Source organism: Streptomyces mesophilus (assembly GCF_040300965.1).
Taxonomy (GTDB): Bacteria; Actinomycetota; Actinomycetes; order Streptomycetales; family Streptomycetaceae; genus Streptomyces; species Streptomyces mesophilus_A.
The window spans coordinates 16,308-30,944 of the sequence record NZ_JBEPEW010000102.1 but is presented as its reverse complement, the minus strand read 5'-3'; the positions used below and the strand labels follow the sequence as shown (position 1 = coordinate 30,944).

Annotated in this window: 14 protein-coding genes; 9 read left to right on the top strand and 5 right to left on the bottom strand. The window is 70.3% G+C overall.

The features are described 5' to 3' along the window. Window positions 1-755 (top strand): sensor domain-containing diguanylate cyclase (locus tag ABT367_RS28800; protein WP_352256203.1); only part of this gene is annotated, 755 nt, incomplete at its 5' end. A gap of 306 nt (window positions 756-1,061) precedes the next feature. On the opposite strand, the gene ABT367_RS28795 is transcribed toward ABT367_RS28800, so the two are convergent. Further along, the gene (locus tag ABT367_RS28795; protein ID WP_434975560.1) at window positions 1,062-2,249 is read right to left on the bottom strand and encodes an adenylate/guanylate cyclase domain-containing protein; all 1,188 of its coding nucleotides are present in this window, start codon (window positions 2,247-2,249) and stop codon (window positions 1,062-1,064) included. 158 nt (window positions 2,250-2,407) lie between these two features. Next, a complete protein-coding gene (locus tag ABT367_RS28790; RefSeq protein ID WP_352256202.1) occupies window positions 2,408-3,298 on the bottom strand; it encodes a biotin--[acetyl-CoA-carboxylase] ligase in 891 nt (296 codons plus the stop codon). A gap of 129 nt (window positions 3,299-3,427) precedes the next feature. On the opposite strand from ABT367_RS28790, the gene ABT367_RS28785 reads away from it, so the two are divergent. The 5 genes from ABT367_RS28785 (at window position 3,428) to ABT367_RS28765 (ending at window position 7,707) form a co-directional block, all read left to right on the top strand. Then, window positions 3,428-5,005, top strand: a complete 1,578-nt coding sequence (locus tag ABT367_RS28785) for an acyl-CoA carboxylase subunit beta (protein WP_352256201.1) — start codon at window positions 3,428-3,430, stop codon at window positions 5,003-5,005. A gap of 11 nt (window positions 5,006-5,016) precedes the next feature. After that, window positions 5,017-5,226, top strand: a complete 210-nt coding sequence (locus ABT367_RS28780) for an acyl-CoA carboxylase subunit epsilon (protein WP_352256200.1) — start codon at window positions 5,017-5,019, stop codon at window positions 5,224-5,226. 91 nt (window positions 5,227-5,317) lie between these two features. Then, window positions 5,318-5,446 carry a morphogenic membrane protein MmpB gene (gene mmpB, locus ABT367_RS28775; RefSeq protein ID WP_267913020.1) on the top strand — a complete coding sequence of 43 codons (129 nt, stop codon included), beginning with the start codon at window positions 5,318-5,320 and terminating at the stop codon, window positions 5,444-5,446. Between the two features lie 75 nt (window positions 5,447-5,521). Then, window positions 5,522-7,006, top strand: a complete 1,485-nt coding sequence (locus ABT367_RS28770) for a peptidoglycan D,D-transpeptidase FtsI family protein (protein WP_352256199.1) — start codon at window positions 5,522-5,524, stop codon at window positions 7,004-7,006. A 74-nt stretch (window positions 7,007-7,080) separates the two neighbouring features. After that, window positions 7,081-7,707 carry a Maf family protein gene (locus ABT367_RS28765; RefSeq protein ID WP_352256198.1) on the top strand — a complete coding sequence of 209 codons (627 nt, stop codon included), beginning with the start codon at window positions 7,081-7,083 and terminating at the stop codon, window positions 7,705-7,707. A 21-nt stretch (window positions 7,708-7,728) separates the two neighbouring features. Here ABT367_RS28765 and ABT367_RS28760 read toward each other — a convergent pair whose 3' ends face one another. Further along, complete coding sequence (locus tag ABT367_RS28760) at window positions 7,729-8,178, bottom strand: hypothetical protein (protein ID WP_352256206.1); 450 nt, start codon at window positions 8,176-8,178, stop codon at window positions 7,729-7,731. Window positions 8,179-8,567: 389 nt separating this feature from the next. On the opposite strand from ABT367_RS28760, the gene ABT367_RS28755 reads away from it, so the two are divergent. The 3 genes from ABT367_RS28755 (at window position 8,568) to ABT367_RS28745 (ending at window position 11,855) form a co-directional block, all read left to right on the top strand. After that, window positions 8,568-10,325, top strand: coding sequence for an acetyl/propionyl/methylcrotonyl-CoA carboxylase subunit alpha (locus ABT367_RS28755; RefSeq protein WP_352256197.1), 1,758 nt, complete (start codon window positions 8,568-8,570; stop codon window positions 10,323-10,325). 102 nt (window positions 10,326-10,427) lie between these two features. Then, window positions 10,428-10,886 carry a hypothetical protein gene (locus ABT367_RS28750; RefSeq protein ID WP_352256196.1) on the top strand — a complete coding sequence of 153 codons (459 nt, stop codon included), beginning with the start codon at window positions 10,428-10,430 and terminating at the stop codon, window positions 10,884-10,886. Window positions 10,887-10,889: 3 nt separating this feature from the next. Further along, a complete protein-coding gene (locus ABT367_RS28745) occupies window positions 10,890-11,855 on the top strand; it encodes a hypothetical protein (RefSeq protein ID WP_352256195.1) in 966 nt (321 codons plus the stop codon). 21 nt (window positions 11,856-11,876) lie between these two features. On the opposite strand, the gene ABT367_RS28740 is transcribed toward ABT367_RS28745, so the two are convergent. Next, the gene (locus ABT367_RS28740; RefSeq protein WP_434975562.1) at window positions 11,877-12,794 is read right to left on the bottom strand and encodes a DeoR/GlpR family DNA-binding transcription regulator; all 918 of its coding nucleotides are present in this window, start codon (window positions 12,792-12,794) and stop codon (window positions 11,877-11,879) included. 233 nt (window positions 12,795-13,027) lie between these two features. Beyond that, window positions 13,028-14,476, bottom strand: coding sequence for an NAD(P)H-quinone dehydrogenase (locus tag ABT367_RS28735; RefSeq protein ID WP_352256193.1), 1,449 nt, complete (start codon window positions 14,474-14,476; stop codon window positions 13,028-13,030). Between the last annotated feature and the right edge of the window lie 161 nt (window positions 14,477-14,637).

Here is a 14,637-nt window from a genome sequence, read left to right as displayed (position 1 = left end):
GTCGCGGCTGCTGTGTGGTCGCGCCGATCGTGCTGCACGGGCGGGCCTGGGGCGAGCTCTATGTGGCGCGGCCCGTGGGAACGCCGGTGTTCGGCCGCGAGGACGCCGACTTCGCCACCGTCCTCGCCGCGGTGATCGCGGCCGGGCTCGCCCAGACGGAGCGCCTCGAGGAGGCCCGGCGGCTCGCCTTCACGGACGCCCTGACGGGCCTCGCGAACCGGCGGGCGGTGGACGCCCGGCTCGACGAGGCGGTGGAGTCCCACCGCCGCGATGGCACGGTGGTCTCCCTGGTCGTCTGCGATCTGAACGGCCTCAAGAAGGTCAACGACACCCACGGCCACGCGGCCGGCGACCGCCTCCTGGAGCGCTTCGGCTCGGTCCTCTCCCTCTGCGGCGCGATGCTGCCGGGCGCCCTGGCGGCACGGCTCGGCGGCGACGAGTTCTGCCTGGTGTCGGTGGGGCCGCCGGCCGACGAGGTGGTACGGGTCGCGGACGAACTCTGCGTACGGGCCCTGGACTTGGACCTCGGCGAGGGCGTGGCCTGCGGAGTCGCCTCGACCGGGGACCCGATCGGCCCGGTCCGCTCGGCCCGCCGCCTCTTCCGCCTCGCGGACGCGGCCCAGTACCGCGCCAAGGCGGCCCGCTCCACCAAGCCGGTCATCGCAGGCCGCGAGGGCCCGGACGACCCGGTGATCAGACTCGCGGACGCCCCGGAGAAGGAACGCCGCGGCGAACGGAGACGGTTCCGCAATTAGCCCCTGCGGCGCTTGAGCAGATCCGAACGAAGTTCGGATGCGGGGGTGCAGGGGGCGAAGCCCCCGCGGCCCACCCACCCATGGGGGCTCATGCTGTAGGGGCCCGGGGGCGAGCCCCCGGTTTCGGGAAGAGTGGGGTCTCCCCTGCTCGAACGAAGTTGAGAGCTTGGGGATGGGTAGGGGAAATCCGCCCGCCGCAGGCGCAACCGGCCCGCACCCGACGACGAGACCGAACCCAGGCCCTGAACCCAGGCCCTGAACCCAGGCCCTGAACCCAGACCCTGAACCCAGACCCAGACCCGAAAGCTAGACGCGCCGCGTCAACAGCCAGGGCTCCACAACCCCAAGCCCCCGCACCGGCCGCTGCCACATAGGCTGCAGCGCAAACCGATACGCCGGCGGCGTCTCCCCGGCGGCAAGCGCCTTCTCCGCCTCGGCCGCCGCCTCCGCCTCGGACACCGGCGCATCCCCGGCCCGCTGCAGATCCGCCGCGAACGCCCCGTCCACCAGAACGGCGTCCTTCGGCGCTATCGACGTCAGCCGCGAGGCCAGATTCACCGTCGTACCGAAGACATCGCCCATCCGCGTGGTCACCGTGCCGAACGCGATCCCGACCCGCAGCTCGGGCATCGTCTCGTCCCCGGCCATCGTCTCGATCAGACGCAGCGCGATCTCGGCCGCCGTCCCGGCGTCGTCCGCCGCGAAGAGCACCTCGTCGCCCAGCGTCTTGATCAGCCGCCCGCCGTTGGCCGCGACCAGATCGGCGGAGGTGGTCTCGAACGCCTCGACCAGCTCGCCGAGTTCCTCTTCCTCCATACGGCGCGTCAGACGCGTGAACCCGACGAGGTCCGCGAAGCCGACCGCGAGCCGCCGGTCCACCATCTCCTCGTCGTCCGCGGCCTGCACGACACGCCCCGTCGCCGCGGCGAGCTGGCGCCGCCACACGTACACGAGGAATTCCTCGAGCTCCGGAAGGAGCAGCTCCATCAGCGGATACGTGACCTCGGTGCGGGTCATCCCCGGCTCGGGCGGCTCGGTGAGCCCCGCGAGGAACGAGTCGATCTGCCATTCGGCGAGCCGCGCCGTGGTCTGCCCCGTGGAGCGCGCCACCTGGACGGCCATCGCCTCGCTGAGCAGTCCGGCCTCGACCAGACCCGCGAGCCGGCGCAGCGCCAGGACATCCGCCTCGGTGAGCGCCTTGGCCTGACCGATGTCCGCGAAGCCCATCGCCCGCCAGAACCGCGAGGCCAGCTCCATCGAGACACCGGCGGTGCGCGCGGCCTGGAACGCGGTGTAGCGGCGCTCGGCCCCGAGGATCAGCCCTTCGAGCCGCAGCGCGAGCGGATCGGCCTCGCCGTCGGGGCCCGCCGCTTGCTGCGCGGAGTGGTCGATCGGCCGGGGGCCGGGCTCCTCGTCGGAGGGCGCGCCGCCCGCCGCACCGTTGGCATGCGCAGTGGCGGAGCCGGAGTGAGAGCCCGAGTCATCGACGGTCACTGCCTGCTGCCCTGCCCTTCCGCACTCGCTGCCGCATTCCGCGCCATTCGATCTGTCACAGCCCCATAACGCCGCTGACGAACGGGCACCACGATACGGCAGGTGTGGGCTGGCTCACTCGGGTACGGAAGTCCTCAATCGGATACGTACGGAAGTCCTCAATCGGACACGGGACCGGACGCGGAACCTGACGCGGCCCTCAGATGGACGACGTCCCCGGCCCCGACCGCCTCGCGGCCGCCTCCGTCCACGGCGATGACCAGGCGCCCGTCACCGTCGAGCGCGACGGCCTCGCCGACGAGGGTGCGCTCGCCGGGGAGTTCGGCGCGCACCTTGCGCCCGAGCGTGGCGCACCCGGCGGCGTACGCCTCCTGGAGCCCGGACGCGGCGGGGTCGCCGAGTGCGTCGCGCCACGGCACGTACCACTGCTCGATGGAGCGCAGGACGGCCCGGAGCAGCGGATCGCGGTCGTGGACGCGGGCGCCGGCGAGGGTGAGCGAACCGGCCGTCGGCACGGGCAGTTCATGGGCGCCGAGGCTGACATTGATGCCGATACCGAGGACGACGAAGTTCTCGCCGGCCCGCTCGGCGAGGATGCCGCCGGTCTTGCGCTCCTCGCCGTCGACGGTGACGAGCAGGTCGTTGGGCCACTTGAGGGCCGTGTCGATACCCGCCGCACGGGAGATCGCGGAAGCCGCGGCTACCCCGGCGAGCAGCGGCAGCCAGCCGAGCCGGTGCACGGGGACCTTCGAGGGCTCCAGGAGCACGGAGAAGAACAGGCCCGAGCGCGGCGGTGCGCTCCAGGTCCGGTCGAGACGGCCGCGGCCCGAGGTCTGCTCCTCGGCGACGAGGACGGCGCCCTCCTCGGCCTGCCCGGCGACGGCGAGCGCGGCGAGGTCGGAGTTGGTCGATCCGGTGGACTGCACGACCTCGATGTCGCAGTAGAGGCCGTCGTCCCGTTTCGTCAGGGCCTGCCGCAGCGCCGCACCGTTCAGCGGGGGCCGTTCGAGGTCGGACCACCGGTTCGCGGGGGAGTTTTCGCTCGTCATGCAAGACAGACTAGGTGTGGGGAACACCGCACTGCCGGGGCCGTGCCACGCCATTACGCTACGCATCAGTAGCCAAGCGTTCTCATACGAGCATTCGAGTTCTTCGAGCAGGCAGGGAGCCGCATCCCGATGTCCGAGCCGATCGACATCCACACCACCGCGGGCAAGATCGCGGATCTGCAGCGACGTATCGATGAAGCGACCCATGCCGGTTCGGCGCGCGCGGTGGAAAAGCAGCACGCCAAGGGCAAGTTGACGGCCCGTGAGCGGATCGAGCTGCTCATGGACGAGGGCTCGTTCGTGGAGCTGGACGAGTTCGCCCGGCACCGCTCGACCGACTTCGGGCTGGACGCCAACAAGCCGTACGGCGACGGTGTCGTCACCGGGTACGGCACGGTCGACGGCCGTCCGGTCGCGGTGTTCTCGCAGGACTTCACGGTCTTCGGCGGGGCGCTCGGCGAGGTCTTCGGGCAGAAGATCATGAAGGTGATGGACTTCGCCCTCAAGACGGGCTGCCCGGTGATCGGCATCAACGACTCGGGCGGCGCGCGCATCCAGGAGGGCGTGATGGCGCTCGGGATGTACGGCGAGATCTTCCGCCGCAACACCCACGCGTCGGGCGTGATCCCGCAGATCTCGCTGGTCGTCGGCCCCTGCGCGGGCGGCGCCGTGTACTCCCCCGCGATCACCGACTTCACGGTGATGGTCGACCAGACCTCGCACATGTTCATCACAGGACCGGACGTCATCAAGACGGTCACCGGCGAGGACGTGGGCTTCGAGGAGCTGGGCGGCGCCCGCACCCACAACTCCACGTCCGGCGTGGCCCATCACATGGCGGGCGACGAGAAGGACGCGATCGAGTACGTCAAGTCGCTGCTTTCGTACCTGCCGTCGAACAACCTGTCCGAGCCGCCTGCCTTCCCTGAGGAAGCAGACCTCGAACTGTCCGACGAGGACCGCGAGTTGGACACGCTGATCCCGGACAGCGCCAACCAGCCGTACGACATGCACACCGTCATCGAGCACGTCCTCGACGACGGCGAGTTCTTCGAGACGCAGTCGATGTTCGCGCCGAACATCCTCACCGGCTTCGGCCGCGTCGAGGGCCGTCCGGTCGGCATCGTGGCCAACCAGCCGCTGCAGTTCGCGGGCTGCCTGGACATCAACGCCTCGGAGAAGGCCGCGCGGTTCGTGCGCACCTGTGACGCGTTCAACGTCCCGGTCCTGACCTTCGTGGACGTGCCGGGCTTCCTGCCGGGCGTGGACCAGGAGTACGGCGGCATCATCCGCCGCGGCGCCAAGCTGATCTACGCGTACGCGGAGGCCACGGTCCCGCTGATCACGATCATCACGCGCAAGGCCTTCGGCGGCGCGTACGACGTCATGGGCTCCAAGCACCTGGGCGCCGACCTCAACCTCGCCTGGCCCACCTCCCAGATCGCCGTCATGGGCGCGCAGGGCGCGGTCAACATCCTGCACCGCAAGACGCTCGCGGCGGCCGACGATGTGGAGGCCACGCGCGCGCGGCTGATCCAGGAGTACGAGGACACACTGCTCAACCCGTACACGGCGGCCGAGCGCGGCTACATCGACGCCGTGGTCATGCCCTCGGAGACCCGCCGCCAGGTCGTGCGCGGGCTGCGTCAACTCCGTACGAAGCGCGAGTCGTTGCCCCCGAAGAAGCACGGCAACATCCCCCTCTAGGAGGTCCGCCGATGATGATCAAGGTCGTCCGGGGCAATCCGACCCCGGAGGAGCTCGCCGCCGCCCTGGCGGTGGTCCAGGCGCGCGCCGCGTCCCTGGCCGGTGAGGAGAGCGGCGCGCCCGCACCGTCCGACGCCTGGTCCGACCCGGCGCGGGTGGCCCGCCACCGGCTGCCGGCTCCCGGTCCGACGTCCTGGTCCCGTACGTACTGGCCCGGATAGAGCCGTCCCCGGGAGAACTCGGGGTGGTGACCAGGTGCGCCTGAGTACCCGTACTCAGGCGCACCGTCGTGCGCAGCGGCACCATCGAGGCATGCTCTGGTCCGACCCCGAGAACAAGCCGCCCAAGGACATGCGCGATGCGCAGGCCATGATGCGGCGCGCGGGCTTTCTGCTCGCCCTGGCGATGGTGCTCGCGATGTTCGTCCTCGGGGTGCACTGAGGGGCCGGGGTCCCGCAACCGGCCGCGGCGCCCTATCGTCCCTATGGAAGGAACTGCCGGGGAGGGACGCACCACGTGAACAAGCCATTGCGGCACATAGCCATCTTCTGTGGGCTTCTTGTGCTCGCACTGCTGGTCCGCGCGAACTGGATCCAGTACGCGGAGAGCGACGAGCTCGCGAAGCACGAGAAGAACCGCAGGGTCGCGATCGAGCGCTATGCGCAGCCGCGCGGGAACATCCTCGTCGCGGGCAAGCCGATCACCGGCTCCAAGGCCGTGGACGGACAGGACTTCAAGTACAAGCGGACCTTCAAGGACGGTCCGATGTACGCCCCGATCACCGGCTACTCCTCGCAGGCCTTCGGCTCCACCGCCCTGGAGAACCTGAACGACGAGCTGCTCTCCGGCTCCGACGACCGGCTGTTCATCCAGAACACCGTGAACATGCTGACGGGCAAGTCCCAGCGCGGCGGCGATGTCTACACGACGATCGACCCGGACGCGCAGAAGGCCGCCTTCGAAGGCCTCGGCGAGCTGAACCTGAAGGGCGGCGTCGCCGCGATCGAGCCGGAGACCGGCAAGATCCTCGCGCTGGCCTCCACTCCCTCGTACGACCCCTCGTCCTTCGCCGGGATGAGCACCAAGGACGGGGAGGACGAGGATCAGTGGAAGAAGCTGCAGGCCGACAAGACGAAGCCGCTGCTCAACCGCGCCCTGAAGGAGACCTACCCGCCGGGCTCGACCTTCAAGGTGCTCACCGCCGCGGCCGCGATCGAGGCCGGCAAGGTCACGGACGTCAACGATCCGACGGACACCCCTGACCCGTACAAGCTGCCGCAGACCACCAGCCCGCTGCCCAACCACACCGAGGGCCTGCCCTGCAAGAACGCCACGGTGAAGGCGGCCATGGAGGTCTCCTGCAACACGGTGTTCGCCAAGCTGGCCGTCGAGGTCGGCAAGGAGAAGATGCGTGAGGTCGCCGAGGGCTTCGGCTTCAACGACGGCGAGGTCGACACCCCGATCCGGGCCGGCAAGTCCATCTACCCGTCCGAGATCGACGTCCCGCAGACCGGCCTCAGCGGCATCGGCCAGGGCTCGGTGACCGCGAGCCCGCTGCAGATCGCGATGCTCGCCGCCGGTATCGCCAACGACGGCAAGGTCATGAAGCCGTACCTGGTCGACGAGTTGCGCGGCCCCGACCGTGACCTCATTGCGAAGACCGAGCCGGCCGAGCGGTCCCGGCCGATCTCCGCCGACACCGCGGCCAAGGTCCGCGAGGCCATGGAGTCCACCGCGACCAACGGCTCGGGCCGGCCCGCGGTGATCGGCAACGGCGTCACGGTCGGCGCCAAGACCGGTACCGCCCAGCACGGCGCCAACAACGAACTGCCCCCGTACGCCTGGTTCATCTCGTACGGCAAGAACAGCGACGGCAAGCAGGTCGCGGTCGCCGTGTTCGTCGACCCCGGACAGGACATCCCGCGCAGCGACATCGCGGGCGGCAAGCTGGGCGGGCCGATCGCGAAGGACGTCATGGAGGCGGTTCTGCTGAAGAAGTGACCCTGGGCGTACGTGCAGGGCGAGGTGGCCCGGGGTTTCCTGGCGCTCCTACCCACCCCGATACCCTGACCCGCATGACTGCTCAGCCCACCCGCCGCCGCCTCGTCCTCGCCTCCCAATCCCCCGCAAGGCTCGGCCTCTTGCGCCAAGCCGGCCTGGCCCCCGAGGTGATCGTCAGCGGCGTCGACGAGGACGCGATCACCGCCCCGACCCCCGCCGAACTCGCCCGTGTGCTCGGCGAGGCGAAGGCGCAGGCGGTCGCCGCGCGCCCCGAGGCGGCGGGCGCCCTGGTCGTGGGCTGCGACTCGGTCCTCGAACTCGACGGCGAGGCACTCGGCAAGCCCGCCGACGCCGAGGAGGCCACCGCGCGCTGGAAGGCGATGCGCGGACGGGCCGGAGTGCTGCAGACCGGGCACTGCGTGATCGACACGGCGAGCGGGCGGCAGGTCTCGGCCACCGCGTCCACCACGGTGCGCTTCGGGGAGCCTACGGACGCGGAGATCGCCGCGTACGTCGCCAGCCGTGAACCCCTTTACGTGGCGGGCGCGTTCACGCTCGACGGCCGCTCGGCGCCGTTCGTCGACGGCATCGAGGGCGACCACGGCAACGTCATCGGGATCTCCCTGCCGCTGCTGCGCCGGCTGCTCGGCGAGCTGGGCGTATCGATCACCGACCTGTGGGTGCCGGCTGCGCAGGACTAGGTCCTGTCCTGTGATCAGGCCCTAGGCGGTCTGCGGCTCCCCGCCGCCGTTCACCGGCGCCGGGGGTGTGTCCTCGGGCTCGGGCCTGCCCTCGTACCCCATGAGGCTGAGCACGATCAGACCGAACATCACCATCATGAAGGCGAAGGCCTCCCAGCCGACCATGCCCACGGTGAGGGCGCCGAGCACGGCGTGCAGGACCGCCGCGCTGATCAGCAGGACACGGGCGAAGCGGCCGTGCGGGCGGTTGCGGATCGCGGAGAGCAGCAGGATGAGCGCGCAGCCGCCGAGGTAGAGGAAGACCACGCCGGCGAGCACGTACGAGGACGTCGACATGACGTCCGGGTCGATCCCGTCCAGGGACATCGACTGGGCCTTGGCGACCTTGCCCAGGACCACATTGACGATCACCAGGCCGACGGCCTCGACGAACAGCAGGATCGCGGCCACGACGGCCGCCGCTCTGCGCATCACGCGTACCCCTACCCCTGGTTACCTCTACGCTTCGGCGCGAACGCTACTGGCGAGTAAGGCGTAGGACAAGAGGTGGGCGCCCTTCGGGCAGCCATGAGGCCCGGCCCAACCGTTCGTGGACACCCCAGGGCAAAGTTTGGTTCGGCCGTTCGTAGGGACTCCACAAAGAAACCTGACGCGGCGCTGGCCGCGAAGACAGAGACCTGCACCACACCAGCCGGTTACCGTGGCGTTCAGAAACCCGGCGTACCGTGGTGCGACAAGGGATTTCGCGAGTGGAGCGGCCCTCGCATCACACTCCGTGTGGGCAAGCTCACCCTTGGGGACGGGTCGAAAGGCCGTGTCGGCAGTCCCTAAACTCAGCTTGTTTCAAGGAGGGAGCCATCGTGCGCAAGGTGCTGATCGCCAACCGAGGCGAAATTGCTGTCCGCGTAGCCCGGGCGTGCCGGGACGCAGGGATCGCGAGCGTAGCCGTCTACGCCGACCCGGACCGGGACGCTCTGCATGTACGGGCCGCGGACGAGGCGTTCGCCCTGGGCGGTGACACACCGGCGACCAGCTACCTGGACATGGACAAGGTCCTCAAGGCCGCCCGTGAGTCCGGTGCCGACGCCGTCCACCCCGGGTATGGCTTCCTGTCCGAGAACGCCGAGTTCGCCCAGGCGGTCCTGGACGCGGGTCTGATCTGGATCGGTCCGCCGCCGCAGGCGATCCGCGACCTCGGCGACAAGGTCGCCGCGCGCCATATCGCGCAGCGCGCCGGCGCCCCGCTGGTGGCCGGTACGCCGGACCCGGTGAGCGGCGCCGACGAGGTCGTGGCGTTCGCCGAGGAGCACGGTCTGCCGATCGCGATCAAGGCCGCCTTCGGTGGCGGCGGCCGCGGTCTGAAGGTCGCCCGCACCCTCGAAGAGGTCCCGGAGCTCTACGACTCGGCCGTACGCGAGGCCGTCGCCGCCTTCGGCCGCGGCGAGTGCTTCGTCGAGCGCTACCTCGACAAGCCGCGCCACGTCGAGACCCAGTGCCTGGCCGACAGCCACGGCAACGTGGTCGTGGTCTCCACCCGTGACTGCTCGCTGCAGCGCCGCCACCAGAAGCTGGTCGAGGAGGCGCCCGCGCCGTTCCTCACCGAGGACCAGAACAAGCAGCTGTACGCGGCCTCCAAGGCGATCCTCAAGGAGGCCGGCTACGTCGGCGCCGGCACCGTCGAGTTCCTCGTCGGTGTGGACGGCACGATCTCCTTCCTCGAGGTCAACACCCGCCTCCAGGTGGAGCACCCGGTCACCGAAGAGGTCACCGGCATCGACCTGGTCCGCGAGATGTTCCGTATCGCCGACGGCGAGGAGCTCGGCTACGGGGACCCGGAGATCCGCGGCCACTCCTTCGAGTTCCGTATCAACGGCGAGGACCCGGGGCGCAACTTCCTTCCGGCGCCCGGCACCGTGACGCTGTTCGCGCCGCCGACCGGTCCGGGTGTCCGCCTGGACGCCGGTGTCGAGTCCGGCTCGGTCATCGGCCCGGCCTGGGACTCGCTGCTCGCCAAGCTGATCGTCACCGGTGCGACGCGTGAGCAGGCGCTGCAGCGTGCCGCGCGTGCGCTCGCGGAGTTCAAGGTCGAGGGCATGGCCACGGCCATCCCGTTCCACCAGGCGGTCGTGGTCGACGAGGCGTTCACCGCCTCGCCGTTCAAGGTCCACACCCGGTGGATCGAGACCGAGTTCGTCAACGAGATCAAGCCCTTCACGGTGACCCCGGACGCGTCCGAGGACGAGGACGAGGCGGGCCGCGAGACGATCGTCGTCGAGGTCGGCGGCAAGCGCCTTGAGGTCTCGCTGCCTTCGTCGCTCGGCATGACGCTCGCCCGTACGGGACTTGCGGCCGGCGCCAAGCCGAAGCGCCGCGCGGCGAAGAAGTCGGGCCCGGCTGTCTCGGGCGACTCGCTCGCCTCGCCGATGCAGGGCACGATCGTCAAGGTCGCGGTCGAGGAGGGCCAGGAGGTCGCCGAGGGCGATCTGATCGTGGTCCTCGAGGCGATGAAGATGGAACAGCCGATCAACGCGCACCGTGCCGGCACGGTCAAGGGCCTGGCGGCGGAGGTCGGCGCTTCGCTGACGTCCGGTGCGCTGATCTGCGAGATCAAGGACTGAGCAATTCCCGTACGGGAGTGAGCGGTTCGCATACGAGGAAGGGCCCCTGGCATTGCGCCGGGGGCCCTTCCTCGTGGGTGCGGCCGCCCTATGCTGAGGCGCGTGGACCTGTTGATCACGCTCCAAATCACCGCGGACGCCGAGGACTTGGCGTGGTCGCTGCAGCGGCATCTGCGCCAGGCCGGCGGGCCCTGGACCGTCGAGCCCCTGGATCATTCGGACACCGTGCGCGTACGCGTTCCGGCGGCGCCCGGCCTGCAGGGACTGATCGGCCCCGTCTTCCAGTGGCTTCTGCCGCGGCCGGGGGTGCGTGCGGTCACGCTCACGCCGCCGAACGGCGAGCAGGTCGTGGTGAGCGCGGACAGCGCCACGCAGGAACTGCCCGAGCCGGTGTATCCACCGCAGGACGCGGCGGACGAGGACGCCGAGGAGTACACCGACCCTCGAGCCCCCTCGAACGAGCCCAGCGCCCCCTTCGACACCCGGCGCCGCCCCAAGTCGTCGCACCGGGTCACACCCCCCGGCCCCGTCATCGACCCCGACGACGACTGGGAGCGCTGACCCGTGGGTGATATCGCCAAGGGCGTGCTCGGCGGCGGCTGGGCGCTGCTCGTGGGGTGGGTGCTGCCGTCCGCGATCAACCTGGCCGTGTTCTTCTTCGCCGTCGCCCCGAGCCTCGAAGGGCTCGGCCTGGTGCGGCAGTTGTGGCCGAGCACGCAGAGCGGCACGATGACGCTGCTGCTCGTCTGCGCCGTACTGCTCGGTCTTGTCCTGAGCTCACTGCAGCAGCCGCTGTACCGCTTCCTGGAGGGCTACGCACTGTGGCCGCAGCGCGCGTACGACCGGGGGCTTCGCACTCAACGCGCGCGGCGTCAGCGGCTGGCCGAGCTCGTGGCGCAGCCGGGGCATCCGACCCTGCGACTGGCCGTACTCCAGGAGCAGTTGAGCCGCTATCCGATCGGCGACGAGCAGATCGCGCCCACGCGGCTCGGCAATGCGATCCGGCGGTTCGAGGAGTACGGGCACGACCGCTACCGGCTCGACACCCAGGTGCTGTGGAACGAGCTGACCGGCGCCGCGCCGGGGCCCGCCGTACGGCAGACGGAGACCGCCCGCACACCGGTGGACTTCTTCGTGGCGCTTCTGTACGGCCACGCACTGCTCACGCTCACGGCCCTCGGCGCGCTCGCGGCCGGACATGCCGACCGCGCACTGCTCGTCCCGACGGCCGCGGTCGCGCTGGCGCTCATTCCTGTCTGGTACCGCTCGGCGGTGGTCGCCACCGATGAATGGGCCGCGGCCGTACGGGCGTTGGTGAACGTCGGACGCAAACCGCTGGCCGACGCGCTCGGGCTCGTCCTGCCGAAGGAGCTGGCCGAGGAGCGGCGGATGTGGCAGCTCGTGACGCGGATGTCACGGCGTCCGTACCATCCCGCGGCCGAGGCGGCCTTCGCCCCGTACCGCATGGACCCCGACCGGGTGGCGCCCATGCCGGGCACGCCGGTCGTGCCCGGTCAGCCTCAGCCGTAGGACAGGGCCGACCTCCTGGAACTACCTCCGCCGGAGGTCGGCCACGCGTGCCTCGCCGGCCGCTCCGGCCAGCGCCGCCGTACTGCGCAGCGCGGACGGACCGCCGGGAGCGCCGCGGCGCTGCCCCGGAAGGGGCACGTCCCGGCGCGGCTGGCGCCCCGCCGGGACGGGATCGGCACCCTGGGACGGACCCGCGGCGCCGGCGACCGCGACCTGGACACCCTGGTCGGCCAGGGCCTGGAGCTCGGTGGCGGCGCGTTCGTCATGAGCCGGGGGCTCGTCAGTGACCAGGCGGGTGATGACATCCGTCGGCACCGTCTGGAACATGGTGTCGGTGCCCAGCTTGGTGTGGTCCGCGAGGACCACGACCTCCGCCGCGGCCTGGACGAGAGCCCGGTCCACGGACGCCGAGAGCATGTTGGACGTCGAGAGCCCGCGCTCGGCGGTCAGACCGCTGCCCGACAGGAACGCGCGCGAGACGCGCAGTCCTTGCAGCGACTGCTCGGCACCACTGCCCACCAGGGCGTAGTTCGAGCCGCGGAGCGTACCGCCGGTCATCACCACTTCGACGCGGTTGGCATGGGCCAGCGCCTGTGCCACCAGGAGGGAGTTGGTGACGACGGTGAGTCCGGGCACGCGGGCGAGCCGGCGGGCCAGCTCCTGTGTGGTCGTACCCGCACCGACCACGATCGCTTCGCCCTCTTCGACGAGGCCTGCCGCGAGGTCGGCGATCGCCGTCTTCTCGGCGGTCGCCAGATGCGACTTCTGTGGGAATCCGGATTCACGGGTGAATCCGCCGGGCAGGACCGCACCGCCGTGGCGGCGGTCCAGGAGTCCTTCTGCCTCCAGTGCCCGCACGTCCCGCCGTACGGTCACTTCGGAGGTCTGGACGACGCGGGCGAGCTCACGGAGCGAAACGGCCCCGTTGGCGCGCACCATTTCGAGGATCAATTGGCGACGTTCTGCAGCGAACACGAAACTGACAGTAACCCCAACGTCCGTCTGCTTTCAGCACTTTGCGCCGAATTACAGAAGATGAGCGTATGGGGAGGCCCGGAGTGGTATAGGGGCCCAGACCTCTGGCCTATGCCAGACGACTGGGCCCCAACTCTGCGTAACTACCGGTCAGTTACTACCTCACCTGCGACAACGGCCCCTGCCGTACGGCCGGCTCAGGCCTCGCCGGTCACCTTGCGGGTGTGCAGCTGACGGGCGACCTCGGCGATCGAGCCCGACAAAGAGGGGTAGACCGTGAACGCATTCGCGATCTGTTCCACCGTCAGGTTGTTGTCGACCGCGATCGAGATGGGGTGGATCAGTTCCGAAGCGCGCGGGGAGACGACCACTCCGCCGACCACGATGCCGGTACCGGGGCGGCAGAAGATCTTGACGAAGCCGTCGCGGATGCCCTGCATCTTCGCGCGCGGGTTGCGCAGCAGCGGGAGCTTGACGCTGCGGGCGTCGATCTTGCCGCCGTCCACGTCGGCCTGCGAGTAGCCCACCGTGGCGATCTCGGGGTCGGTGAACACGTTCGACGAGACGGTCTTGAGGTTCAGCGGCGTCACCGCGTCGCCCAGGAAGTGGTACATCGCGATCCGGCCCTGCATGGCCGCGACGGAGGCGAGCGCGAAGATGCCGGTCACGTCGCCGGCCGCGTAGACACCGGAGGCGGACGTCCGCGACACCTTGTCGGTCCAGATGTGACCGGACTCCTTCAGCTTGACGCCGGCCTCCTCCAGGCCCATGCCCGCGGTGTTGGGGATCGCGCCGACGGCCATCAGACAGTGCGTACCGGAGATGACCCGGCCGTCGGAGAGCGTGACCTCGACGCGGTCGCCGACGCGCTTGGCGGACTCGGCGCGCGAGCGGGCCATGACGTTCATGCCGCGGCGGCGCATGACGTCCTCGAGCACGGCGGCGGCGTCCGGGTCCTCGCCGGGCAGGACGCGGTCACGGCTCGAGACGAGGGTGACCTTGGAGCCGAGGGCCTGGTAGGCGCCCGCGAACTCGGCACCCGTGACACCGGAACCGACCACGATGAGCTCCTCGGGGAGCTCGTCGAGGTCGTAGACCTGGGTCCAGTTGAGGATGCGCTCGCCGTCCGGCTTGGCGTCAGGCAGCTCCCGCGGGTGGCCGCCGGTGGCGATCAGGACGGCGTCTGCGGTGAGCAGGGTCTCCGTGCCGTCGGCGGCGGTGACGATGACATCGCGGGTGCCGTCGATGCCGGACGGTCCGGCGAGCCGGCCGCGGCCGCGCATCACCTTGGCGCCGGCGCGGGTCACCGAGGCGGTGATGTCGTGGGACTGGGCGAGCGCGAGGCGCTTGACCCGTCGGTTGACCTTGCCGAGGTCGACGCCGACGACGCGGGCCGGGCTCTCGGGGTCCGGGGTGTCGTCCTCGACGATGATGCCGAGTTCTTCATACGACGAGTCGAAGGTGGTCATCACCTCGGCCGTCGCGATCAGAGTCTTCGACGGTACGCAGTCGGTGAGCACCGACGCCCCGCCCAGACCGTCGCAGTCGACGACGGTCACCTCCGCGCCGAGTTGAGCCGCCACGAGGGCCGCTTCATATCCGCCGGGTCCGCCACCGATGATCACGATCCGAGTCACGTACTCCATTGTCCCGCACGCCGGACGGCTGTACGTCCCCGGGGCGCCGGGAGCGACGAACAGGAGCTCCGGAACCCCGGGATACCCAACCCTCGAGGCGCGAACGCACCCCGGCTCTCACCCAACCGGCGGCACACCTGACACCGCCCGCGCGTCACCCGGCACTGCCG